Genomic DNA, 23816 nt, shown 5'->3' on the forward strand with positions numbered 1-23816 from the left:
TTCTACCCCTTGACGCACACCACCTGACGCAGGGTGTGCAGCACTTCCACCAGCTCGCGCTGGGCGTGCATGACTTGGTCGATGTCCTTGTAGGCCATCGGGATTTCATCGATCACCGCGGTGTCCTTGCGGCACTCCACATGGGCGGTGGCGCGGATCTGGTCGGCCAGGGTGAAGGTGTTCTTGGCCTTGGTGCGGCTCATGGTGCGCCCGGCACCGTGGCTGCAGGAGCAGAACGCCTCCTCGTTGCCCAGCCCGCGAACGATGAAGCTCTTGGCGCCCATCGATCCGGGGATGATCCCCAGCTCGCCCTTCTGCGCCGACACCGCGCCCTTGCGGGTCACCAGCACCTCTTCACCGAAGTGGCGCTCCTTCTGCACGTAGTTGTGGTGGCAGTTCACCGCCTCCAGCGCCACCTCGAAAGGCTTGCGGATCACCTGGCGGGTGGCCTGGATCACCAACTGCATCATCAATTCACGGTTATGCCGGGCAAAGTCCTGGGCCCAGGCCACGGCCTCGACGTAATCGTCGAAGTGCCGGCTGCCTTCCTCGAAGTAGGCCAGATCGCGGTCCGGCAGGTTGGCGATGTGCTGGCGCATGTCCGCCTGGGCCAGGTGGATGAACAGGTTGCCGATGGCGTTACCCACGCCACGGGAACCGCTGTGGAGCATGAACCAGACCCGGTTGGCTTCATCCAGGCAGACCTCGATGAAGTGGTTGCCGCCGCCGAGGGTACCCAGGTGCTGGCGGTTGTTGCTGTTGGCCAGAGCCGGGTACTTGTCGGTGATCGCCTTGAAGCGTGGCTGCAAGGCCGCCCAGGCATGGTCGGCCTGGCGCGGCACGTCGCCCCATGCGCCCTTGTCACGACCGCTGCGCGGCGAAGTACGACCGTGGGGCACCGCCTGCTCGATGGCGCTGCGCAAACCGTGCAGGTTATCCGGCAGGTCGGCAGCGGTCAGCGAGGTGCGGGCGGCAATCATGCCGCAGCCGATATCCACCCCGACCGCCGCCGGGATGATCGCGCCCAGGGTGGGGATCACGCTGCCGATGGTCGAACCCTTGCCCAGGTGCACATCCGGCATCACCGCCAGGTGCTTGAAGATGAACGGCATCTTCGCGGTGTTCATCAGCTGCTGGCGGGCTTCGCTTTCCACCGGCACGCCCTCGGTCCACATCTTGATCGGCTTGCCGTTGGCGACTTCCAGCAGTTGGTAGGTCTTGTGTTCCATGTTCCTGACTCTTTTTTCTGTGGTCGAAAATCCGACCTTGTTCGGTGGCCGGTGGTCCGGCATAAACGGCGACCAGTGAAGGTGAAACATGCAGCGCGCTCTACCACTGAGCTAGCCCCTTGCGGTTGGCGGGAATCGAACCCGCGACCACGCTGCCCTGTAGTTCCACCGGCATTCGCCGGGTCAATCGGTGCAGGCCGGGCCTGCGGGCAGCGACAAGAGAACAGGCACATTTGCTCTACCGACTGAGCTACAGCCTTGCGGCTGGCGGGACTCGAACCCGCGACACCTTGTAGTACCTGTGGCATTCGCTGCCATCCCGCTCGGGCGGGAGAAAAACCTGCGACGACAAGGGTCGATGAAACCGTGCACTCGTGTTCTGACCGTTGAACTACGGCGCCTTTCCAGGCACCGGCGGGACTCGAACCCGCATCACGAATCTGGGATGTAGTTCCATCAGCATTCGTCGCTGAAACTGCAAAAAAGGTGGCACGACAAAAGAAGTGACTGATCGCCGGAATCGAACCGGCATCACCAGGATGTACAGCCACTGGCATTCGTGCCTTCACAGGCCCTGACTAAATCTGCTGGGACGTCTTTGGATGTAGTCACAGCGGCATTCGGGGCCAATGAACAAAAATTCTTCGGCGTGCGCCGGGTGAGCGGCGCACGGTTTATCTCATGTCTTGCCGATCAGGGCGCCATCGCCTCGATCGCCTCGACCCAGTGCTGCGCACCGTAGTTGCCCGCGGTGAACTGCTGGATCACATCGAACACCGCGTCACTGAAGCCGCCGACGTTGAGGATGTCCTCGCGGTCCGGCGCCTGGGTGGTGGCCCCGGGCTGCATATCGATGCACACCAGCCGCGCCTGCGGGTTGATGGCCTTGATCCGCTCCCACTGGCGCAGGGTTTCAGTCGCCCCATGGCGCCGCGCATCGATCCACGACTCGTTGTCCGAGACCAGGATCAGGGTGTCCACCTTGCACTTGGCGTTGGCCAGTTGTGCCAGGGGCGCCGAGCAGTTGGTCCCGCCACCGCCGATGGCCGCCAGTTTCTGCGCATTGCTCATCACGCTGTCCCGCGGGTTGAGGCGAATATCCACCACCCCGACCTCGAACGGCATGACCCGCGCCGCCGGCTGCTTGCGCAACACCGCTGCCGCCACCAGCGCCGCCACATCGATGCAGCGCACCGCCGTGGTGGCGCCCTGGCGATAACCGGTGACCGGGCTGTGCATCGACCCCGAGACATCCGGGCACACCACCACCGCGCCTTGCAGCGCCGGCACGTTGGCCAGCGACAGCTCCAGGGCATCCTGCAACGCCTCGCGAACCTGTTGCGGCACTTCGTCCCCGGCCATGCGGTAGGCCGCCAACAACTGGTACGGGTAGACCCGGGCCTTGGCCACTTCGGCGGCATCCGCCAGCCGCACCGCCACATACTCGGTGCAACCCGGCACCTGGAACGCGCCATGGCGGGCCAAGGTGTTGAGGTTCATGCGCAGCCCCTGCCAGCCCATATTGTGCGCCTGTTCGGCCCATTGCTCGCGGCTCAGGGTTTCGTTGCCGAGCAACTGGAACGGCACCTGCGGCACCGCCGTGGTCGCACCGCTGCGAAACGCCAGCAAGGCGCGGGTCAGCTCGGGCAGCGCCTGCGCATCCACCGGCTTGCCGATCAACCAGGCGAAGAAGGCTGCGCGCCAGGCCTCGCTTGGCTTGGGGTGAACCATCTTGACCACGTCCGCCAGCGACGGCTGGTTACCCACCGAGGCCTGCAACAGCTGGCGTTCGCTGGCGCTGTTCAACCAGTTCTGCACCAGGCGCTTGGGCTGCGACCCCAGGGATCTGCGCCCGGTCGCCCCACTGCGCAGGATCTGCACGAAGTTGCGCAGCATCTTGCCGTTGTCCACCACCTGGGCAAACAGCTCCGGCACCAGGGCCGAGCGTTGCGCGGTCAACGCCGCCAGCAGCAAGGCCGGCATGTCTTTCATATGACCCTGCTGCCGAGCGTAACGCGCGGCCTGGGCGACGAAACGGCTGTCGACTTCGCTCACCAGCTGCAGCACCGCGTCCAGCTGACCTTCAGGCGAGGTGTAGAAGGTCGAGTTCAGGCAACCGGTCACCGCCAGTTGGGCCAGGCGGTGCTTGGCGTTGTAGGCATAGGCCGGGGCCTGGGCAGCGTTCCGGGTGTTGCTCGCCGGCGCTTTTGCCTGTTGGGTGTTGAACAGCTGGAAGTTGGCCATCTTGGCGTCTCGCTCTGTTGTCTTGTTCGTTGCCAGAGAGATTGCAGCCGCTGTGCCAGTTTTATTTTTTCCTGCGAATTATTTTTTAACTTATTGATTTATAACTATTTTATTTTTAAATCATTTTTCCTCTGCAAGTCTTCGAGACAAAGCTGTCGATAATTTTATATCTTTGTTTATCGCTTTTTATCTTCAGGTATAAGTATGTCAGGCAAGCCCACGGTCGCCATAGGTTTTGTCGGTTCCACCCTCGATCGCGTCGGCAAGGGCGCCAACCGCTGGAGCCACTGGCGCCCCAGTGTCGGCCTGTGCCAGCAGCAGGACGTGCTGATTAATCGCCTGGAACTGATCCACGGTGTCGACGCCCGGGACGTCAGCCTGGCCGAGCGGGTGGCCAACGACATTCGCCAGGTGTCGCCGCAAACCACGGTGCGCCTGCACCCCATGGGCCTGAAGAACCCCTGGGATTTCGAAGAGGTGTACGGCGCCCTGCACGACTTCACCAGCGCCTACCCGTTCGACACCGAGCGCGAGGAGTACCTGGTGCACATCACCACCGGGACCCACGTGGCGCAGATCTGCTGGTTCCTGCTGACCGAGGCGCGCTACCTGCCGGCGCGGCTGATCCAGACCTCCCCGGCGCGGCGCCGCGACCCGGAGCAGCACGCCACCGGCACCCATGCCCTGATCGACCTCGACCTGTCGCGCTACGACCGCATCGCCTCGCGCTTCGCCGGCAAGCGCCTGGAGGGCCTGGCCTTCCTCAAGTCCGGGATCGCCACCCGCAATGCCGCGTTCAACCGCTCCATCGAACAGATCGAACGTGTCGCTGTGCGCTCCAGGGCGCCGATGCTGCTGATCGGCCCCACCGGTGCCGGCAAGTCGTTCCTGGCCCGGCGCATCTATGAGCTCAAGCGCGGCCGGCATCAGGTCCAGGGGCGTTTTGTCGAGGTCAACTGCGCCACCCTGCGCGGCGACGGCGCCATGTCGGCGCTGTTCGGGCATATCAAGGGCGCCTTCACCGGCGCCCAGAACGCCCGCGACGGCCTGTTGCGGGCGGCGGACGGCGGCATGCTGTTTCTCGACGAGATCGGCGAGCTGGGGCTCGACGAACAGGCGATGCTGCTCAAGGCCATCGAGGAAAAACGCTTCTTCCCCATGGGCTCGGACAAGGAAGTGGACAGCGACTTCCTGATCATCGCCGGCACCCACCGCGACCTGCGCGGCCGGGTCGCCCAGGGCCTGTTCCGCGAGGACCTGTATGCGCGGATCAACCTCTGGACCTTCAACCTGCCGGGGCTCGCCGGGCGGCGCGAGGACATCGAGCCGAACATCGATTTCGAACTGGAGCGCCACGCCCGGGAACAAGGGCGCCTGGTGCGCTTCAACCTCGAGGCGCGGCGGCGCTACCTGGCGTTTGCCAGCTCCAGCGAGGCGGCGTGGCTGGGCAACTTCCGCGAGCTGTCGGCGTCCATCACCCGCATGGCCACCCTGGCCGACAGCGGGCGCATCGACGAAGCCCAGGCCGAGGAAGAAATCGAGCGGCTCCGTTATGCCTGGGGCTTGAGCCAGGCGCAGGATCCGTTGGCCAGCCTGCTGGGCGACACAGCCGAACTCGACCTGTTCGACCGCCTGCAACTACAGGCGGTGCTCGAAGTCTGTCGCCAGGCCGACAGCCTGTCCGATGCCGGACGCAAGCTGTTTGGCGTGTCCCGCCAGACCAAGGCCCAGCCCAATGACGCCGACCGCCTGCGCAAGTACCTGGCGCGCTTCGGCCTGGAGTGGAAGCAGATGGTTGCACCAGCGGACTAAGAGGGGTTGCCTGCGAGCGCTGCGCGCTCGATCGCAGCCTGCGGCAGCGGCTACACAAGCCCACGGCCCCTCCCGCCAACGGCACAGATCGCTTCCCCGGTAGCCGCTGGCGAAGCCTGCGATCGAGCGCGCAGCGCTCGCAAAAGCGCCCCCCCCCACACCTGCCCTCAGCCGCCCGGCACCGCGAACACCGCGTTGGCCCTGGCCACCACCCGTTCGCCGACCTGCAGGGTGACGGTGGCAAAGGCCATCTGCCGGCCGCGCTTGGAGTGCTCCAGGCGCACGTCGATCCACTCGCCGACCTGCACCGCACCGAGGTAGTCCAGGTGCATGCTGGCGGTGATCAGCGGCAGCGGTGGGTCACTGGCAAAGGCCATGGCGTAGCCCATGCCGATATCGGCCAGGGTGGCGAGGATGCCGCCGTGCACGGTGCCACGCCCGTTGGCGTGACGGCTGTCGGCGCGCAGGCCGATCTCCAGCTGCAGGCCACTGCCACGGCAATACACCGGGCCGATCAGCTCCAGCAACGGGCTGCTGCGGGACAAGGGGGCATAACCTTCGGGTAACTCGGGCGTGCTCATGGCGGGTCTCCGTTGCCGATGGTGATGACCGGGGTGCGGGTCATCGGCCCCCGAGGTGTACCCCGAAGCAGCACCCGCGCCCAGCCGTATCCATCCGGCAAATCCCTGGCGATAAGCCGCGGCGACACCACATCCTCGCCCCTCATGAGGCAATCGACGATAAGATACGCAGCCGTCCCGCCAGCCCCGGGCACGATCATTTATTTCAAGGAGCGACCATGCACCCTCAGGACGACACCCCCACCCCGCTGCGCAGCCTCGCCGTGCTGCTGCTCAGCACCCTGCTGGCCGCCTGTTCCCCCAGCGATCGTTCGTCCTCGGTGGCGGTCGGCGGTGCCCAGGGCAAGGCCGGTGCGCAACTGGCCTACGAACACGAGCTGAGCCTGTCGCTACCCTCGGCGCAGATCGCACCGCGCCTGGCCGCCACCCGCGAAGCCTGCGAAAACGCCAAATTCGGCGCCTGCAATATCCTGCGCCTGCAACAAGGCCAGTATCACGCCCAGGTGATCCTGCGCATCGTGCCCGACGGCGTCGAACCGATAGTCGCGCTGGCCGCCCAGGGCGCCGAAATCGGCGAACGCATCACCAGCGCCGAAGACCTGGCCGACGCCGTGGCCGACGTGCAGCGCCAGCAGGAACGGCTCAAGGCCCAGCAGCAACGCCTCGACCAGCTGGCGGCGCGCAAGGACATCACCGTCAGCGACCTGATCGCCCTGAGCAAGGAACAGGCGAGCATCGAGAACGACCTGCAAGCCCTGGCCCAGGCCGCCGCCGGGCACCAGCGGCGGCTCGACACCAACCGCCTGACCCTGAACTTCGTGCCCACCGACAGCAGCCAGCGCGGTTCGAAATTGCAACGGGCCTTCGACAACCTGCTGGACAACCTCGCCTACGGCACCGCCGAAGCCCTGGAGAAAGGCAGCTACGTGCTGCCGTTCCTGATCCTGGCCTTCCCGCTGGTGATGATCTGGGTCTGGCTGTGGCGCCGGTTCGTGCGCCGCCGTTGAATCGCAGCACTCTGCAAAACCCGAGAAGCCCGGCCTGATGTGCCGGGCTTTTTCATGGGCACGATCAGCCTCGCCTCACCAGCATCCCCTGCCCACCGCCAAGCCCCGCTAAACAAGGCCTGGCGAGCACTGACGAAGAAAACTGCACGAACGTACCTGAAACTGGCACGTTTTTCCCATGCACCTGCAGCTTGCGAATCGACCCACCAGAAGAGCCGCATCGACGGTGCCTACCCGCACCAATAGCAATCATCGGACGCTATCCGCGTCCCTATAAAGTGCAGACGGCGAGCCAAAAGCTCGTTGAGCTGAGACTGGCGATAAGGAAGTCTCATGTGCGATGTGCAGTCATGTTCACCGGCGTTTTCCGCTATTGGCTCCACCGTTTCGCCCCTGGTTCCGCCTCGTCCGGCAGCCCTGCCCGGACCGGCCCTCGCGCCCTGCGCGTCATCAACGGTCGACCTTGCGCACGCTACCCGGCGCTGCCTGGGCCAGCGTCTGCTAATGCCCCCTACTCCAGTCGACAGGACAACTTCCAGGCTGGCGATCGCGACCGTTTTAACGCCGACCCTGTCCCGCTACCGATATCCAAGCCAGTCTTCCCGGGTACTGTCCACTGTATCCCGACACACGCATTCGCCCCCTGCCCGGTCTCGCCACTGTTCAAGTAGCGTCGACGGAAGAAGCCTCGACAAGATCGGCCGTCGACTGTTTCTAAACCACTAAGCAACCACTTTACTTTGCACTCGGCGACATTTCACCGAGCGAAAGTCGTGTTCCCATCGTTGCGTATTCGACAATAAACAAACGCTCCAAGGCGCGTTAAAAGTGGATGGTCAAAGCATTGTCAGACAATAAGGCAATTCAACATCAACGCATCGGCCATTTGATAATGAGCAGAGCACTATTTACAGATACTCAATGTACGTACCGGTTAATTATTTATACCTCAACAGGCTAATAAGACGTCCGCCACCGCCCAGTTCCAGGGCGGGCTGGCGAGCGCGCCATAGAGACTCAAGATGCCCACGAAGCAGGCCACCAAAGGCTGCAGAAGCGCTACACAGAGCCCAGAGAACAACAAGATCAAGGACCTCCAGACAATGACCAACTAGTCACTGTTTATTTGCACCAAATCAATTCGCCAGACACTTTTTAGTGCGTTGGCCACGCTATTGATCATCCCTGTTTCCGGCTGAAAATCGGATAACCCAGGGCAGGCTGGCTCGCCCCCATAAAATATTAAAGGTCAACTTTTCGAAGTACCGAATCTATATTGTCGCGCCAGTTTTTCTCGCAAATTTATATAAATGCGACATGCACTACGGGCCGTCGCCAATTGCATAACAAGCGACACAATCTGGCATAGCGGTTGCTATATGTAACGAGTACGAGACAGGTGCACTACAAACACCGGCTCATCCCATAACAATGTTCCAGGGAGTGGTAATGAACAATCTAAGCCGAAGGCGTTAAGCCACTCGTTTGCACAAGGCCGTTCAACTGGATAGTTCAACTATCGGCTTTTGCTCACCCTTGAAAAAGTTAAACCCGTCTTTCGAATATTCCAGCCAATGTTCGAACGGTGCCTTATTGCCCTTCATCCAACCGAGGGAGCTTTAATGAACGATGCGGTAAAGAACAGAACCCTGCCGAGGCCCTTGGGCGATGAAGCCGTCGTCCAGGTTGCGCGGGGCCGTCCTTATAAGGGCAATGCATCGAAACCCGGAGGCCTGAGCAAGCGTCAGGTGCTGTTGCTGGTGACGGTCTCGGCCCTGCTCCATGGTGGCGCCTGGTGGTTCTTCCAGCAGACCCGCGCCGCGCCACTGGAAACGCCCCCGGAAATCCCGGAAATGACCGTCGAGCTGAGCAGCCCGACCCCGCCCGCGCCGCCCACCCCGGAACCCCCGCCGCCTCCGCCGCCGCCCGAACCCGAGCAACCGGTGAAAGACGAAGACGCACTCAAGCCGCCGCCCAAGCCGGTGGAGAAACCCAAGCCCATCGAAAAGCCCAAACCGGTCGAAAAACCCAAGCCGGTGAAAAAGCCCGAACCACCGAAAACGCCGGCGCCACCCGCTCCCGCGCCACCGGCCGCGCCCACAGCGCCCAGCCAGCCGGCCGCCGCTCCGGCGCCTGCCGCGGCCCCCGGGCCGGTCAAGGAATCGGCGGCGGTTTCCGGCCTGGCCAGCCTCGGCAACCCGCCGCCGGAATACCCGTCCCTGGCCCTGCGCCGCAACTGGGAAGGCACGGTGGTGCTGCGCATCAAGGTGCTGCCCAACGGCCGCGCCGGCAGCGTGGAAGTCACCCGTTCCAGCGGCAAGCCGCAACTGGACGAGGCCGCCGTGGCCGCGGTGAAGAACTGGAAATTCATCCCGGCCAAGCGCGGCGACACGCCGATCGAAGGCTTCGCCACCCAGACCATCGATTTCAAATTGCCGCAATGACCGCGGCCTGACCCGAACTCACAACCTGTTTACGCATGCGAGGTGTAGCCATGAACGATTCCCTGACATCCCTGATTGTCCCCGGCGTGCTCTGGGCCCTGGTGCTGTTTTCCGTGGTCAGCTGGGCACTGCTGCTGGTCAAGTCGGCGCAGTACCTGCGGCAGAAGACCCAGAACCGGCAGTTCAGCAAAGCCTTCTGGAGCGCCCCGGACCTGCTCACCGCCGCCGAACACGCCAGCCAGTACCCCGGCTCCCTGGCGCGCATCGCCAGCAGCGGTTTCGAAGCCCTGCTGGTGGAGGAGTCGCCGCGCACCACCCAGCAACTGGCCCACACCATCAACCGCGCCGACCGCCTGGAGCGCAATCTGCGCCAGCAGATCCAGAAGGAACGCCGGGCCCTGGAAAGCGGCCAGGCGGTGCTCGCCAGTATCGGCAGCACCGCGCCCTTCATCGGCCTGTTCGGTACGGTCTGGGGGATCATGGAGGCCCTGCAGAGCATCGGCGCCAGCGGTTCGGCCAGCCTGGAAACCGTGGCCGGACCGATCGGCCATGCGTTGATCGCCACCGGCGTGGGCATCGCCGTCGCCGTGCCGGCGGTGCTGATCTACAACTTCTTCCTGCGCCGCCTGAAGCTGGCCTCGGCCAGCATGGACGACTTCGCCCATGACTTCGACGCCCTGGCCCAGCGCAGCGCCTTCGCCATCAGCCGCCAGGCCATCGCCAGCAAGACCGCCCACGCCGTACGGGAGGCCAGCTGATGTCCTTCTCCACTCAAGACAGCGACGAAGTACTCAGTGAAATGAACGTCACGCCCCTGGTGGACGTGATGCTGGTGCTGCTGGTGGTGTTCATCGTCACCGCCCCGCTGATGACCAACGCGATCAAGGTCAACCTGCCGAAGACCGACGCCGTGGCCCCCGCCGAGAAGAAAGACCCGGTGGTGGTCAGCGTCGACCAGGACGGCAAGTTCTACCTGGCCAAGTCCGAAGTGGCCCCCGAGCTGCTGGAAAGCAGCCTCAAGGAAGTCAAGGCCAAGGACAGCGAGGTGCGCGTGCAGCTGCAGGCCGATGCCGCCGTCAACTACGGCCAGGTGGCCAAGGCCATGGCCTCCATCGAACGTTCGGGGATCACCAGGATATCCGTGATGACCACCCGATGAAGGCAGTGCCTGGCGCCCCCTGAGAGACGCGCCAGGCACTGCTTCCAGGAATCCCGTCGCAATCGGCCGACCGCAAGACGCCACGCGCCTGCGGAGGGGATCGGCTTGCTTGAAGAAAGTGGTTTTCCGGGGTCGGTACAACCCAGCCGGAGCAATGAGGGCCCACAAGGCCATTTCGATAAACGTCTGAAAGAGTCGGAAGTAATCATGCTGATGAACATTCCACGTTTCACGCTCAAGCCACTGGTGACCACGCTGCAACGGCACCGTTTTGTCCCGCTGTACCTGATGGCCATGGGCCTGGGCGCCGGCACCGCGCACGCCGCCGAAGAGGACGCTGACAGCAGCGCCGCCGTCCCGGCCACCAGTGCCGCGGCCGTGGCGCCCACCACCCAGCTGCAACGGGTCGAAGTGACAGGTTCGGCGATCCGCCGGGTCGATGCCGAAACCGCGGTACCGATCACCATCCTGCGCGCCGAAGAGCTGCGCAAACAGGGGGTGAGCACCACCGCCGAACTGGTGCAGCGCATCACCGGCAGCCAGTCGATCAACAACAGCGCCGGCTCAGTGGGAGCCGCCACCGGCGGCGCCTCCTTCGCCGACATGCGCGGCATCGGCGCCAACAAGACCCTGGTGCTGCTCAACGGCCGACGCCTGGCCAACAACGCGTTGTCGGGCACCAACTCGGCCGGCGGCGCGGTGGACCTGAACATGATCCCCTTCGCCGCCATCGACCGCGTCGAAGTGCTGCGCGACGGCGCCTCGGCCCTCTACGGCACCGACGCCATCGGCGGTGTGATCAACTTCATCACCAAGAAATCCCTGACCGACGGCCAACTGACCCTGGGCGGCGAAACCCCGACCCACAGCGGCGGCGGTGCGAGCAAGGATATGAGCGCCAGCTGGGGCTTCGGCGACCTGGAAGAAGACCGCTTCAACGTGCTCGGGGTGTTCAACTACAACAAGCAGCAGAACCTCGACGCCAACGACCGCTCCTTCGCCACCGACTACCGCCCCGGCCGCGGCCTCGACCAGACCTCGGGCACGGCCTTTCCGGGCAATTACACCCAGGGCGACAACGCCACCAACCCGCTGGCCGGCAGCAACTGCAACGGGCCGAACCTGATTGCCCGCCAGGGCCTGTGCCGCTTCAGTACCCGCGAGTACATCGACCTGGTGCCGGAGACCGAAAAGACCTCGTTCTTCGGCAAGAGCACCGCCAAGCTGGCGGACGATCACAACGTCAACCTGGAGTACTTCTGGTCGCGCAACAACAACGCCACGGCGGTCGGCCCGGCGCCCCTCACCGGCCTGAGCCTGGACGCTTCCTCGCCCTACTACCCGGGCAACGGCATCACCCCGGCGCCGACCGGCTTCAGCCTCGACCCGAGCCAGCCGATCGGCGTGAACTGGCGTGAAACCGCCGCCGGTGCCCGGGAATCCAAGGACCAGAACACCAGCCAGCGCTTCGTCCTGAGCTTCGACGGCCTGGTGGCCGGCTGGGACTACAACCTCGGTGCCTCCTACAACCAGAACAAGGTGGTCTCCAGCGTCACCAACGGCTACGTCAGCGACCGCGCGATGATCGCCGGCCTGGCCAGCGGCCTGCTCAACCCGTTCGGCCCGCAGACCCAGGCTGGCCAGGACTACATCGAGCAGGCGGCCTACCACGGCGCCTACTCCACGGCAGTCGGTCGAGTGGTCGGTTTCGATGGGCGCGTCAGCCGCGAGATCGGCGACTGGTTCGGTGCCGGGCCCTCCGGCCTGGCCCTGGGCGGCGAGTACCGCAAGGAGAAATTCCACCAGGACTACGAAGAGTTCGCCGGCGACATCCAGAGCCTGGGCATCGACCCGTCCGGTAGCGTCGAGGGCAATCGCAGTGTCAGGGCGGCCTACGCCGAACTGAACGTACCGGTGCTCGACAGCCTGGAGCTGTCCGTCGCCATCCGCCACGACAAATACAGCGACTTCGGCAGCACCACCAACCCGAAATACTCGTTCCGCTACCAGCCGCTCAAGGAGCTGGTAGTGCGCGGCGCCTACAGCGAAGGCTTCCGCGCGCCGTCGCTGTACGAGCTGTATGCGCCGCGCAGCATCACCTACACCCAGGGCTACTACAACGACCCGGTGCTCTGTACCGGCGGTGTGGTACAGCCCGGCGGCAACGGCGGGCGCGACTGCGGCCAGCAGTTCCTCAACCAGATCGGCGGCAACACCGACCTGGCGCCGGAAAAGGCCCGCAACGTGACCCTGGGCTTCGTCTACCAGCCAATCCGCGACCTGTCGGTGGGCCTGGACTTCTGGTGGATTCACATCTCCAACCAGATCCAGCCGTTCCCCGAATCCACGGTGTTCGACCAGTCCGGCGCCTATGCCGACCGCTTCGTGCGCAACGCCGACGGTTCGCTGAACTACATCGTCACCGGCAACGCCAACCTGGGCATAGTCGAAACCAACGGTGTCGACGTATCCCTGGACTACCGTTTCCCCAATACCCCCTACGGCCAGTTCGGCCTCGGGCTGCAAGGCACCTACGTCAAGAGCTACGACTTCCAGAGCACCATCAAGGGGCCGTTCACCGACAAGGTCGGCGACTTCGAGGGCGATGGCGTGATCGCCCGCTGGAAACACAACCTCACCGGCACCTGGACCCTGGGCGCGGCGCGGGCCTCGCTGAGCAACCGCTTCACCACCGGCTACAACGACTACGACCGCACCACCAATGCCCGCGTGGCCTCGTACTCGGTGTGGGACCTGGCGGCCGGCTACACCTTCGACAAGGTGCTGGACGTCGACGCCGGGGTGAAGAACGTCTTCGACCGCGACCCACCGTTCTCCAACCAGGCCTACAACTTCCAGAGCGGCTACGACCCCCGTTACACCGACCCGCTGGGCCGCACCCTGTTCGCGCGCATGACGTACCACTTCTGAGTCACCGCCGGGGCCGCGCAAGACTCCGGCCGGCCCCGGCCGCATTGCGAATTCGCACCCCATGGCGGCCCGCCGCCGTGGGTCTTTTCGCCCTGCCGCCCCAGGCTTTCCGGCATCACGAGGAACCTTTCGATCATGTCTGCACTGACTCGCACCCTGGCCAGGCTGGCGCTGGCCACCGCGCTGCTTGGCGCCGCCGCCGAGGCCCTGGCCGCCGCCCACGGCAGCTATGCCATGACGGTCTATGGCGAACCGCCGAAGTACCCGCCGGGCTTCCAGCACTTCGACTACGTCAACCCCGATGCGCCCAAGGGCGGCTCCCTGAGCCGCGCCTCGATGGAGATCGGCCAGTTCAACTACATCACCCCCTATGCCGATCAGGGCATCGCGGTGGCCCAGGTCAACGACTGGGTGTATTCGCCCCTGGCCTTTCGTTCCCTGGACGAGCCCTACACCGTCTACGGGCTGGTGGCCGAACGCATGGAGCGCGACCCCGACGGCCTGTGGGTGCGCTTCTACCTCGACCCCAGGGCGCGCTTCGCCGATGGCACGCCGATCACCGCGCAAGACGTGCGCTACACCTTCGAGCTGCTGCTGAGCAAGGGCAGCCTGAGCTATCGCCAGCAGTACGGCGACGTGCGGGACGTGGTGATCGAAGGCCCCGGGCAGGTACGCTTCGACTTCAAGAACAACCTCAACCGCACCCTGGCCCTGGACCTGGCGACCCTGCGCGTGCTGCCCGAACACTGGTGGAAGAGCCGCGACTTCGCCAACGGCGGCGGCTTCGAGCCGCCCCTGGGCAGCGGGCCATACAAGGTCGGCAAGGTCGACGCCGGGCGCAGCATCAGCTTCGAACGCGATCCGAACTGGTGGGCCAGGGACCTGCCGGTCAGCCGCGGCATGTATAACTTCGACAGCCTGACGGTGAACTTCTACGGCGACACCGACGTCGCCCGCCAGCTGCTGCAGGCCGGCGCCTTCGACTACAACCGCGAGTTTTCCTCGTCCGGTTATGTGGTCGGCTACGACAGCCCGGCCCTGCGCGACGGCCGCCTGCAACAGGCGATCCTCGCGCCGGACAAGTCCACCGCCGCCCAGGGCTTTGTGTTCAACCTGCAAAGGCCGGTGTTCCACGACCGCCGGGTGCGCCAGGCGCTGACCCTGCTGTGGGATTTCGAGTGGACCAACAAGCAGATGATGCGCGGCTTCTACGTGCGCCAGCAGAGCTACTGGCCGAAAAGCGAAATGGCCGCCAGCGCCCTGCCGGATGCCCGCGAGCGGGAGATCCTCGAACCCTTGCGCGGGCAGATCCCCGACGAAGTCTTCAGCCAGGTCTACCGGGCCCCGCAGACCGACGGCAGCGGTCGCATCCGCGATAAGCAGCTGCAGGCCCTGCGCCTGCTGGCCGAGGCCGGCTGGACACCCCGCAATAACCGCCTGGTGAACGCCGCCGGCGAGCCGCTGGAGTTCACCTTTCTCGATGGCCAAGGCGGCTTCGACCGCATGCTGCTGCCGTACAAACGCACCCTGGCGCAGATCGGCATCACCCTCAACCTGCGGCGCATCGATTCGGCGCAGTACATCAACCTGCTCAACGCCCGGGACTACGACATGATCGTCACCAGTTTCCCCCGCAGCGGCGACCCCATCGTCTCCCCGGGTCGCGAGCTGTACAGCCTGTACGGCTCGCAAAGCGCGACCCAGGTCGGCAGCTCCAACGCCATGGTGCTGGCCAACCCGGCGGTGGACCGCCTGATCGACGGCCTGGTCCAGGCCAATAGCCGCGACGAGATGGTGCATTACGCCCGGGCCCTGGACCGGGTGCTGCAATGGGGCCAATACATGATTCCCAATTACTACTCCAAGGGCACGCCCACGGTGTTCCAGAACCGTTTCGGCCGGCCGGCCATCGCGCCGATCTACGACGAGGGCCTGAACACCTGGTGGGAGGTCAACCCCAAGGCCCTGACCGCCAGCCAGATGAGCGCCCTGCGCGGCACCGTGGGGGCGCACTGACATGGGCCGTTACCTGAGTCGTCGCCTGCTGCTGATCATCCCCACCCTGCTGTGCATCCTGGTGGTCAACTTCCTGATCGTCCAGGCCGCGCCCGGCGGCCCGGTGGAACAGGCCATCGCCCGCCTGCAAGGCTTCGGCGGGCATGCCATGGGCGGTGGCGCCGAGGTTGCCGCAGTGGGCGGCGGTGGACGCAGCAGCCGGGGCCTGGACCCGGCGCTGATCGAGGAGATCAAGCACCACTACGGCTTCGACAAGCCGATGCACCAGCGCCTGTGGCTGATGCTGAAGAACTACGCGCAACTGGACTTCGGCAACAGCTTCTTTCGCGGGGCCAAGGTCACCGACCTGATCCTGCAGAAGCTGCCGACCTCGCTGTCCCTCGGCCTGTGGGCGACCCTGATCACCTACCTGGTGTCGATCCCCCTGGGGGTGCGCAAGGCGATCCGCAACGGCAGCGCATTCGATGCCTGGACCAGCAGCGCCATCGTCCTCGGCTACGCCATGCCGGCGTTCCTGTTCGCCATCCTGCTGATCGTGGTGTTCGCCGGCGGCAGCTACCTGGACTGGTTCCCGGTGCAGGGCCTGGTCTCGGACAACTTCGCCAGCCTCGGGCCCCTGGCCAAGGTCGGCGACTACCTGTGGCACCTGGTGCTGCCGGTGTCGGCCCTGGTGATCGGCGGCTTCGCCACCCTGACCCTGCTGACCAAGAACAGCTTCCTCAACGAGATCAGCCGCCAGTACGTGGTCACCGCCCGGGCCAAGGGCCTGAGCGAACGCCGGGTGCTCTACGGCCATGTGTTCCGCAACGCCATGCTGCTGGTGATCGCCGGCATTCCCACGGCGCTGATCGAGGTGTTCTTCGCCGGCTCGCTGCTGATCGAGACCCTCTTCAACCTCGATGGCCTCGGGCGCATGAGCTACGAGGCGGCGGTGTCGCGGGACTACCCGGTGGTGTTCGGCGCGCTGTTCCTGTTCACCCTGTTCGGCCTGCTGATCAAGCTGATCGGCGACCTGTGCTACAGCCTGGTCGATCCGCGCATCGACTTCTCGGCGAGGACTGCCTGATGTTCACACTCTCTCCCCTGGGCCGTCGCCGCATCGAACACTTCAAGGCCAACCGCCGGGGTCGCTGGTCGCTGTGGCTGTTTATCGGCCTGTGCCTGGTCTGCCTGGGCGGCGAACTGATCGCCAACGACAAGCCCCTGGTCATCCGCTATCACGGCGCCTGGTATTTCCCGATCCTCAGCGACTACGACGAAACCGAGTTCGGCGGCGAACTGCCGTTCCAGCCGGACTATGCCAGCAGCTACGTGCACGAACTGATCGAGGGCCAGGGCGGCTGGATGCTGTTCCCGCCGATCCCCTTCAGCTACGACACGGTCAACTACGACCTGGCGCAACCGGCGCCCAGCCCGCCCTCGGCGCAGAACTGGCTGGGCACCGACGACCAGGCCCGGGACGTGCTGGCGCGGGTGATCTTCGGCACCCGGGTGTCGATCCTGTTTGCCCTGGTGCTGACCGCCATCAGCGCGCTGATCGGCATCACCGCCGGCGCCCTGCAGGGTTATTACGGCGGCTGGGTCGACTTGTTGGGGCAACGCCTGCTGGAAATCTGGTCGGGGCTGCCGGTGCTGTACCTGCTGATCATTCTCTCGGGGTTCGTCTCGCCGAGCTTCTGGTGGCTACTGGGGATCATGGCGCTGTTCTCCTGGCTGGCCCTGGTGGACGTGGTGCGCGCCGAGTTCCTGCGCGGGCGCAGCCTGGAGTACGTCAAGGCCGCGCGGGCCCTGGGCCTGAGCGACGGCGAGCTGATGCGCCGGCACATCCTGCCCAACGCCATGACCTCCACCCTGACCTACCTGCCGTTCATTCTCACCGGCGCCATCGCCACCCTCACCGCCCTGGATTTTCTCGGCTTCGGCATGCCCGCCGGCACCGCCTCCCTGGGCGAACTGATCGGCCAGGCCAAGCGCAACCTGCAAGCCCCCTGGCTGGGCCTGACGGCGTTTTTCGCCCTGGCGCTGATTCTCTCGTTGCTGGTGTTTATCGGCGAAGCCTGCCGCGACGCCTTTGATCCCCGGAGCTGACATGCACGACAACCTGATTGAAATCCGCAACCTCAAGGTGGCCTTCGCCGGCACCGAAGTGGTCCATGGCCTGGACCTGGATATCCGCCGCGGCGAATGCCTGGCCCTGGTGGGCGAGTCCGGCTCGGGCAAGTCGGTGACCGCCCACTCGATCCTGCGCCTGCTACCGGCGCAGAAGGTGCAGACCCAGGGCAGCATCCGCTACGCCGGCCTGGACCTGGTGCAGGCCAGCGACGCCCAGTTGCGCACCCTGCGCGGCAACCGCATCGCAATGATCTTCCAGGAGCCCATGACCTCGCTGAACCCGCTGCACACGGTGGAGAAACAGATCGGCGAAGTGCTGGACGTGCACAAGGGCCTGCGCGGTCGCGCGGCCCGGGTGCGAACCCTGGAACTGCTGGAGCTGGTGGGCATCGGCGAGCCGCACAAACGCCTCAAGGCCTACCCGCACCAGCTGTCCGGCGGCCAGCGCCAGCGGGTGATGATCGCCATGGCCCTGGCCAACGAGCCGGAGCTGTTGATCGCCGACGAGCCGACCACAGCGCTGGATGTGACGGTGCAGCGCAAGATCCTCGAACTGCTGATCGCGTTGCAGCAACGCCTGGGCATGTCGCTGCTGCTGATCAGCCACGACCTCAACCTGGTGCGGCGCATCGCCCAGCGGGTGTGCGTGATGCGCCAGGGCGAGATCGTCGAGCAGGCCGAGTGCGAGGCACTGTTTCGCGCCCCGCGGCATCCCTACAGCCGCTTGCTGATCGAAGCCGAGCCCAGCGGCGCCCCGGTGCCCAGCGCCTACTCGCACAATCTGCTGGAAGTGAGTGAACTCAAGGTCTGGTTTCCCCTGCCCAAGGGCCTGTTCAGCCGCCAGCGCGACTACATCAAGGCGGTGGACGGCGTCAGCCTGAGCCTGCACCGGGGCAAGACCCTGGGCATCGTCGGCGAGTCCGGCTCGGGTAAGTCCACCCTTGGCCAGGCGATCCTGCGGCTGGTGGAGTCCGAGGGTGGCATCCGCTTCGGCAACAAGGAGCTGAGCATCCTCAACCAGCGCCTGATGCGCCCCTTGCGTCGGCAACTGCAGGTGGTATTCCAGGACCCCTTCGGCAGCCTCAGCCCGCGCATGTCGGTGCAGCAGATCATCGCCGAGGGCCTGCTGACCCACGGCATCGGCACCGCCGAGGAACGCGAGGCGGCGGTGATCCGCGTGCTCGAGGAAGTCGGCCTCGACCCGCAGAGCCGCCACCGCTACCCCCACGAATTTTCCGGCGGCCAGCGCCAGCGCATCGCCATCGCCCGCGCCCTGGTGCTGGAGCCGGCGCTGATCCTGCTGGACGAACCCACCTCGGCCCTCGACCGCACCGTACAGAAGCAGGTGGTCCAGCTGCTGCGGGAGTTGCAGGTACGCCACGGCCTGACCTACCTGTTCATCAGCCACGACCTGGCGGTGGTCCACGCCCTGGCCCACGACCTGATCGTGATCAAGGACGGCAAGGTGGTGGAACAGGGGCCGTCGCGGGCGATATTCAGCGCGCCGCAACACCCCTATACCCGGGAACTGTTGCAGGCTTCGGGGCTGCAATGGAGCCCGCCGCAGGCCTGCGAAGAACCGGCCTGAGGCTCTGTTCCGGGGGTTGGCGCAGCTATCATTGGCGTCGATGGTCACCATCGACCCAATGAAATTCTCAAAAAAAATCCTCCGCGTAACATCTGCTCCATACCAACCAACAACACCCCGGAGCACACCACCATGAAACGCCAAATTCTTCTCAGCATCGCTTTCTCGGTTCTTGCAGCAAACGCTTTTGCCGCGTCCTCGGCCTACCCGGTAGTCGCCGAAGGCGGCTCGGATCGCCTGATTGAAAAACGTGTCGCCGAAGGTGGCGCTGATCGCTTGATCGAACGTCGTGTAGCTGAAGGTGGTTCCGATCGTCTGATCGAACGCCGTGTAGCCGAAGGTGGCTCCGATCGCCTGATCGAACGTCGCGTTGCCGAAGGTGGTTCCGATCGCTTGATCGAACGCCGCGTCGCTGAAGGTGGTGCTGACCGTCTGATCGAACGCCGCGTTGTCGAAGGTGGCTCCGACCGCCTGATCGAACGTCGCGTTGCCGAAGGTGGTTCCGATCGTTTGATCGAACGCCGTGTAGCCGAAGGTGGCTCCGACCGTCTGATCGAGCGTCGCGCCGTATGATTGCGCGGTCCGCAGTACTCGAAAAAAAGCCCGGCCTAAACAGCCGGGCTTTTTTCATTTCAGGGCATCGGGATTCCCCGATCGATCGCTATCACCCTGCTCACCTGGCCATGCAGCGCTGATAACGCTCATCCACCCGTTTGGCGAACCAGGCGGTGGTCAGTTTGCGGGTGATCTTCGGGCTCTTCAGCTGGATGCCCGGCAGGATCTGCCGCGGCAACGCCTTGCCCTGGGCCTGATCGGCCAGGGCGAATACCCGCTTGTACAGCTTGGTGTCCTCGAATTCGAGGCTGTTGCCCTTCTCCAGCTGGTTGCGAATGGTCGGATTGCGCATGTCCAGGGATTTGCCCAGGGCGCGCGCCGCCAGCTCGGTGCTGCCGGGCATGATCGAGTCGTAGCGGATCAGGTCGCCGTCCAGCGCCAGGGAAATCCCCGAGGCCACGCTCAGGGCGTTCTGGAACGCGGCATTGCGGCTGGCGTACCAGCCGGCGTTGAAGTCGGCGAAGCGGTACAGCGGCTGCGGGTAATTCACCGGGTAACCGAGCAGGTGGGCGATGCCGAAGTACATGCCGCCGCGCCGGCTGAACACCTCGCGGCGGATCGAGCCGTCCACGCTGTAGGGGTAATTGCGCGCCTGCTGCTCGGCGAAGTCGATGCTGACCTGCATCGGCCCGCCGGTGTGCACCGGGTTGAAGCCGCCGAACAGGGTCTTGCCCATGGGCACGCTGCCGATGAAGTCGTCGAAGATCGTGCTCAGCTCCTTCTCCGTGCGCGCCCCGGCCAGGCGCTCGCTGTAGGACTTGCCGTTCGGCGAACTCACCTGCAGCGCCGCGCTGACCAGCATCGACGGCACATGCACCTTGGCCGCGCGGCGGTCGATTTCGCTGCGGGCGATCTTGCCCAGCCCCGGCACCGGCGGGTCGACCTGATAGGTGGACTCCTGCTCGGCCACCGCCAGCACTGCGCAGAGGTTGCTCTTGCTCGGCTCGATGCCCTGGGCGGTAAAGGCCACCTGGATATCCCGGGCCCAGCCCTGGCGATCGGCGACCTTGGCCGGCAGCAGGCGGGCGACCTGGGCCTGGACCTGCGCCGGGCTTGGCGCCGGCGCCTTTGAACCGAGCTGGCCGGCACAACCGGCCAGGGCCAGCGAGGCCGCGACAGCGGCCCAGCGAAGTGAATGCAGAGGTTTTATAGACATGGCTTCCCAGTAATTCCGAAGGTGGCCCGCGCCCGAGGGAAGCGCGTCGCCGCGGATATCGACCCTCAAGGCGCCGCGCTGTTCCGTACCGGCGACGAACCATTTGAGCATTCCCCGTGACCGACGGCGAATTTCACCTAATCTGAAACCTCATCGCCCACAGAAAAACAACAGGCGGGGCCCATCATGAGCGTGCAACTCAACCACACCATCGTCTGGTGCCGCGACAAGCGACGTTCGGCGGATTTTCTCGTGCAACTGCTCGGCCTGCCACCGCCCACGCCCTTCGGCCCGATGCTGGTGGTGCAGCTGGATAACGGCGTGTCCCTGGATTACTACGACAACGACCCGCCCATCGCGTCCCAGCACTATGCCTTTCTGGTCGCCGCCGACGACTTCGAGCCGATACTGCAGCGTATTCGCCAGCGCGGCCTGGCGTTCTGGGCCGATCCGGGCAAGCAGCGCCCAAACGAAATCAACCGCCATGAAAGCGCTCGCCGGGTGTATTTTGATGACCCCGACGGCCACCTGCTGGAAGTGTTCAGCCAGACCTGAGCCTCCTTTACCTGCCCTGGAGTCCCCTGCGCCATGCTCTCACTGGATTTTCTCATCACCTCGCTGATTGTCGTGCTGATCCCTGGCAGCGGCGTGATCCTGACCATTTCCACGGCGCTGGTGGCCGGCAAGCGCGCCAGCCTGTTCACCGCCATCGGCTGCACCGCCGGGATAGTCCCGCACCTGCTGGCCTCGGTGCTGGGCCTGTCGGCCATCCTGCACACCAGCGCGCTGGCCTTCCAGGGCCTGGCTTTCCAGGGTTTGAAGCACGCCGGGGTCGCCTACCTGCTGTACCTGGCCTACGCCACCTGGCGCGACCGTTCGGCCTTCGCCGTCGACACCAGCGCTCCCGCCGCCAGTGCCGACGGCCTGGTGCTCAAGGCCTGCCTGCTGAACATCCTCAACCCCAAGCTGACGATTTTCTTCCTGGCCTTCCTGCCGCAGTTCATCAGCCACGACGGCCCGTCGCCGGCCATGCAGATGCTCGGCCTGAGCGGCGTGTTCATGGCGATGACCTTCGCCGTGTTCGTGGTCTACGGCCTGCTGGCCAACCTGTTCCGCAAGGCGGTGATCGAGTCGCCCCAGGTGCAGAACTGGCTGCGCCGCAGCTTTGCCGCCAGCTTCGCCGCCCTGGGCCTGAACCTGGCGTTCGCCCAGCGCTGAACCGTTGTACGCAACACCGGCATGACATTGATCTCTCGACGAGGGCAAGGACATGAACCGCAGCGACGTACTGATCATTGGCGCCGGCCCCACCGGGCTGGTTCTGGCGCTGTGGCTGAGCCGGCAGGGGGTCAAGGTGCGCATCCTCGACCAGACCGCCGGCCCCGGCACCACCTCCCGGGCCCTGGCGGTGCAGGCGCGGACCCTTGAGCTGTACCGCCAGTTGGACCTGACCCAGGCCATCCTCGACCAGGGTCACCGGGTGCCGGCCGCCAACCTCTGGGTCAAGGGCGAACAGGCCGCCCACCTACCCCTGAGCAGCATCGGTGCGGACCTGACCCCCTACCCCTTCCTGGAAATCTACCCGCAGGACCAGCACGAGCAATTACTGATCGAGCGCCTGCAGCGTTTCGGCGTGACGGTCGAGCGCCAGACCGAACTGCTGAGCTTCACCGACCACGGCCACCTGATCAGCGCCCAGCTGCGCGGCGCCGACGGCCAGGAGGAAACCTGCCAGGCCTTCTACCTGGCCGGCTGCGACGGCGCCCATTCGACGGTGCGCAAAACCTTGGGCATCGACTTTCCCGGCGGTACCTATCAGCAGGTGTTTTATGTGGCGGATGTCGACGCCCGGGGGCCGGCGCTCAATGGCGAACTGCACGTCGACCTCGACGAGGCGGATTTCCTCGCGGTCTTTCCGCTGGCCGGCGAAGGCCGGGCACGGCTGATCGGCACGGTGCGCGACGAACGCGCCGAACAGGCGGAGACCTTGAAATTCGAGGACGTCAGCCGGCGCGCCATGGACAACCTCAAGGTCCAGGTCGACCGGGTCAACTGGTTCTCCACCTACCGCGTGCATCACCGGGTGGCCGAGCGCTTTTTCAACGGCCGCGCCTTCCTGCTTGGCGACGCCGCCCACGTGCACAGCCCGGCCGGCGGCCAGGGCATGAACACCGGGATCGGCGATGCCATCAACCTGGCCTGGAAACTCGCCGCGGTGCTCAGCGGCAAGGCCGAGGAGCACCTGCTGGCGACCTATGAGTTCGAACGCATCGAATTCGCCCGGCGCCTGGTGGCCACCACCGACCGGGTGTTCAGCTTCGTCACCGCCGACGGGCCGATCGCCAACCTGCTGCGCACCCGCCTGGCGCCGCTGCTGATTCCCAAGGTGACCGCGGTGGAAGCGGCGCGCGAGTTCCTGTTCCGCACGGTGTCGCAGATCACCCTCAACTACCGCGACATGCCCCTGAGCTGCGGCAGCGCCGGCCATGTCCACGGCGGCGATCGCCTGCCCTGGGCCCACGGCGCCGTCACCGACAATTTCGCCAGCCTCGACCACCTGGGGTGGCAGGTGCATGTGTACGGCGTCACCAGCGACGCCCTGCGCGCCTGGTGCGCCGAGCGGCAACTGCCGCTGACGGTGTTCGACTGGGAACCGGCGCACCAGGCCGCCGGCCTGGCGCGCAACGGCTTCTACCTGCTGCGGCCGGACACTTATGTGGCGCTGGCGGAAAAATCGGCGGACCCGAAGGTCATGGAGCGGTATTTCGAGGAGCGCAAGATTGCGTTGTGATTTGTGTTGCGGCCGCAGTCGACTGGGTAGCAGGGATTTTTTGCGGTGTCAGAGCTGACGCTATCGCGGGCAAGCCTCGCTCCTACAGAAGCACACGGTCTTCTTCTGTAGGAGCGAGGCTTGCCCGCGAT

Annotated in this window: 18 protein-coding genes and 1 tRNA gene; 14 read left to right on the forward strand and 5 right to left on the reverse strand. The window is 65.1% G+C overall.

All coding sequences use genetic code 11. The features are described from left to right. Positions 1–2 precede the first annotated feature (2 nt). The 3 genes from NRG23_RS07745 to NRG23_RS07755 form a co-directional block, all read right to left on the reverse strand. Positions 3–1229, reverse strand: coding sequence for an RtcB family protein (locus NRG23_RS07745; RefSeq protein WP_257374304.1), 1227 nt, complete (start codon positions 1227–1229; stop codon positions 3–5). A gap of 123 nt (positions 1230–1352) precedes the next feature. After that, positions 1353–1489: transfer RNA gene (locus NRG23_RS07750), tRNA-OTHER, on the reverse strand. A 433-nt stretch (positions 1490–1922) separates the two neighbouring features. Beyond that, positions 1923–3473, reverse strand: a complete 1551-nt coding sequence (locus NRG23_RS07755) for an RNA-binding protein (protein ID WP_257374305.1) — start codon at positions 3471–3473, stop codon at positions 1923–1925. 204 nt (positions 3474–3677) lie between these two features. Between NRG23_RS07755 and rtcR the strand changes: the two genes are divergently transcribed. Continuing rightward, positions 3678–5285: an RNA repair transcriptional activator RtcR gene (gene rtcR, locus NRG23_RS07760; RefSeq protein ID WP_257374307.1), complete on the forward strand. Its 1608-nt coding sequence runs from the start codon at positions 3678–3680 to the stop codon at positions 5283–5285. Between the two features lie 167 nt (positions 5286–5452). On the opposite strand, the gene NRG23_RS07765 is transcribed toward rtcR, so the two are convergent. After that, positions 5453–5866, reverse strand: a complete 414-nt coding sequence (locus tag NRG23_RS07765; RefSeq protein ID WP_009048251.1) for a PaaI family thioesterase — start codon at positions 5864–5866, stop codon at positions 5453–5455. A gap of 218 nt (positions 5867–6084) precedes the next feature. Here NRG23_RS07765 and NRG23_RS07770 point away from each other — a divergent pair, with 218 nt between their 5' ends. The 10 genes from NRG23_RS07770 (at position 6085) to NRG23_RS07815 (ending at position 19696) form a co-directional block, all read left to right on the forward strand. Beyond that, positions 6085–6873 carry a DUF4349 domain-containing protein gene (locus tag NRG23_RS07770; RefSeq protein ID WP_009048250.1) on the forward strand — a complete coding sequence of 263 codons (789 nt, stop codon included), beginning with the start codon at positions 6085–6087 and terminating at the stop codon, positions 6871–6873. Positions 6874–8495: 1622 nt separating this feature from the next. Then, positions 8496–9317 carry an energy transducer TonB gene (locus NRG23_RS07775; protein WP_257374308.1) on the forward strand — a complete coding sequence of 274 codons (822 nt, stop codon included), beginning with the start codon at positions 8496–8498 and terminating at the stop codon, positions 9315–9317. A 50-nt stretch (positions 9318–9367) separates the two neighbouring features. Then, a complete protein-coding gene (locus NRG23_RS07780) occupies positions 9368–10075 on the forward strand; it encodes a MotA/TolQ/ExbB proton channel family protein (RefSeq protein ID WP_009048248.1) in 708 nt (235 codons plus the stop codon). Further along, entirely contained in the window at positions 10075–10476 is a 402-nt protein-coding gene (locus NRG23_RS07785) for a biopolymer transporter ExbD (protein ID WP_009043172.1), read from the forward strand. The genes NRG23_RS07780 and NRG23_RS07785 overlap by 1 nt, the downstream gene beginning before the upstream one ends. Before the next feature lie 207 nt (positions 10477–10683). Beyond that, the gene (locus NRG23_RS07790; protein ID WP_103331652.1) at positions 10684–13407 is read left to right on the forward strand and encodes a TonB-dependent receptor; all 2724 of its coding nucleotides are present in this window, start codon (positions 10684–10686) and stop codon (positions 13405–13407) included. Positions 13408–13542: 135 nt separating this feature from the next. After that, entirely contained in the window at positions 13543–15423 is a 1881-nt protein-coding gene (locus NRG23_RS07795; RefSeq protein WP_257374309.1) for an extracellular solute-binding protein, read from the forward strand. Position 15424: 1 nt separating this feature from the next. Next, positions 15425–16489 carry a microcin C ABC transporter permease YejB gene (locus NRG23_RS07800; RefSeq protein ID WP_009043169.1) on the forward strand — a complete coding sequence of 355 codons (1065 nt, stop codon included), beginning with the start codon at positions 15425–15427 and terminating at the stop codon, positions 16487–16489. Beyond that, positions 16489–17511, forward strand: coding sequence for an ABC transporter permease (locus NRG23_RS07805; protein WP_028682947.1), 1023 nt, complete (start codon positions 16489–16491; stop codon positions 17509–17511). Before NRG23_RS07800 ends, NRG23_RS07805 begins: the two co-directional genes overlap by 1 nt. A 1-nt stretch (position 17512) precedes the next feature. Next, the gene (locus NRG23_RS07810) at positions 17513–19123 is read left to right on the forward strand and encodes an ABC transporter ATP-binding protein (RefSeq protein ID WP_257374310.1); all 1611 of its coding nucleotides are present in this window, start codon (positions 17513–17515) and stop codon (positions 19121–19123) included. Between the two features lie 132 nt (positions 19124–19255). Further along, positions 19256–19696 carry a phage infection protein gene (locus NRG23_RS07815; protein WP_257374311.1) on the forward strand — a complete coding sequence of 147 codons (441 nt, stop codon included), beginning with the start codon at positions 19256–19258 and terminating at the stop codon, positions 19694–19696. A gap of 100 nt (positions 19697–19796) precedes the next feature. Here NRG23_RS07815 and NRG23_RS07820 read toward each other — a convergent pair whose 3' ends face one another. Then, positions 19797–20894 carry a DUF1615 domain-containing protein gene (locus NRG23_RS07820; protein WP_009048241.1) on the reverse strand — a complete coding sequence of 366 codons (1098 nt, stop codon included), beginning with the start codon at positions 20892–20894 and terminating at the stop codon, positions 19797–19799. 186 nt (positions 20895–21080) lie between these two features. Between NRG23_RS07820 and NRG23_RS07825 the strand changes: the two genes are divergently transcribed. From NRG23_RS07825 to NRG23_RS07835, 3 genes are read left to right on the forward strand one after another with little or no spacing between them, the layout of a single operon-like run. Then, positions 21081–21449: a VOC family protein gene (locus tag NRG23_RS07825; protein ID WP_257374312.1), complete on the forward strand. Its 369-nt coding sequence runs from the start codon at positions 21081–21083 to the stop codon at positions 21447–21449. Positions 21450–21482: 33 nt separating this feature from the next. Continuing rightward, the gene (locus NRG23_RS07830; protein WP_257374313.1) at positions 21483–22112 is read left to right on the forward strand and encodes a LysE family translocator; all 630 of its coding nucleotides are present in this window, start codon (positions 21483–21485) and stop codon (positions 22110–22112) included. Positions 22113–22164: 52 nt separating this feature from the next. Continuing rightward, positions 22165–23685 carry an FAD-dependent oxidoreductase gene (locus NRG23_RS07835; protein ID WP_016703312.1) on the forward strand — a complete coding sequence of 507 codons (1521 nt, stop codon included), beginning with the start codon at positions 22165–22167 and terminating at the stop codon, positions 23683–23685. Positions 23686–23816: the final 131 nt, after the last annotated feature.

The organism is Pseudomonas sp. T8 (assembly GCF_024610635.1).
Lineage (GTDB): Bacteria > Pseudomonadota > Gammaproteobacteria > Pseudomonadales > Pseudomonadaceae > Aquipseudomonas > Aquipseudomonas chlororaphis_I.

Coding starts and splice junctions, on each gene's coding strand:
- NRG23_RS07745 (WP_257374304.1), bottom strand. CDS start 1,229: ATGGAACACAAGACCTACCAACTGCTGGAAGTCGCCAACGGCAAGCCG.
- NRG23_RS07755 (WP_257374305.1), bottom strand. CDS start 3,473: ATGGCCAACTTCCAGCTGTTCAACACCCAACAGGCAAAAGCGCCGGCG.
- rtcR (WP_257374307.1), top strand. CDS start 3,678: ATGTCAGGCAAGCCCACGGTCGCCATAGGTTTTGTCGGTTCCACCCTC.
- NRG23_RS07765 (WP_009048251.1), bottom strand. CDS start 5,866: ATGAGCACGCCCGAGTTACCCGAAGGTTATGCCCCCTTGTCCCGCAGC.
- NRG23_RS07770 (WP_009048250.1), top strand. CDS start 6,085: ATGCACCCTCAGGACGACACCCCCACCCCGCTGCGCAGCCTCGCCGTG.
- NRG23_RS07775 (WP_257374308.1), top strand. CDS start 8,496: ATGAACGATGCGGTAAAGAACAGAACCCTGCCGAGGCCCTTGGGCGAT.
- NRG23_RS07780 (WP_009048248.1), top strand. CDS start 9,368: ATGAACGATTCCCTGACATCCCTGATTGTCCCCGGCGTGCTCTGGGCC.
- NRG23_RS07785 (WP_009043172.1), top strand. CDS start 10,075: ATGTCCTTCTCCACTCAAGACAGCGACGAAGTACTCAGTGAAATGAAC.
- NRG23_RS07790 (WP_103331652.1), top strand. CDS start 10,684: ATGCTGATGAACATTCCACGTTTCACGCTCAAGCCACTGGTGACCACG.
- NRG23_RS07795 (WP_257374309.1), top strand. CDS start 13,543: ATGTCTGCACTGACTCGCACCCTGGCCAGGCTGGCGCTGGCCACCGCG.
- NRG23_RS07800 (WP_009043169.1), top strand. CDS start 15,425: ATGGGCCGTTACCTGAGTCGTCGCCTGCTGCTGATCATCCCCACCCTG.
- NRG23_RS07805 (WP_028682947.1), top strand. CDS start 16,489: ATGTTCACACTCTCTCCCCTGGGCCGTCGCCGCATCGAACACTTCAAG.
- NRG23_RS07810 (WP_257374310.1), top strand. CDS start 17,513: ATGCACGACAACCTGATTGAAATCCGCAACCTCAAGGTGGCCTTCGCC.
- NRG23_RS07815 (WP_257374311.1), top strand. CDS start 19,256: ATGAAACGCCAAATTCTTCTCAGCATCGCTTTCTCGGTTCTTGCAGCA.
- NRG23_RS07820 (WP_009048241.1), bottom strand. CDS start 20,894: ATGTCTATAAAACCTCTGCATTCACTTCGCTGGGCCGCTGTCGCGGCC.
- NRG23_RS07825 (WP_257374312.1), top strand. CDS start 21,081: ATGAGCGTGCAACTCAACCACACCATCGTCTGGTGCCGCGACAAGCGA.
- NRG23_RS07830 (WP_257374313.1), top strand. CDS start 21,483: ATGCTCTCACTGGATTTTCTCATCACCTCGCTGATTGTCGTGCTGATC.
- NRG23_RS07835 (WP_016703312.1), top strand. CDS start 22,165: ATGAACCGCAGCGACGTACTGATCATTGGCGCCGGCCCCACCGGGCTG.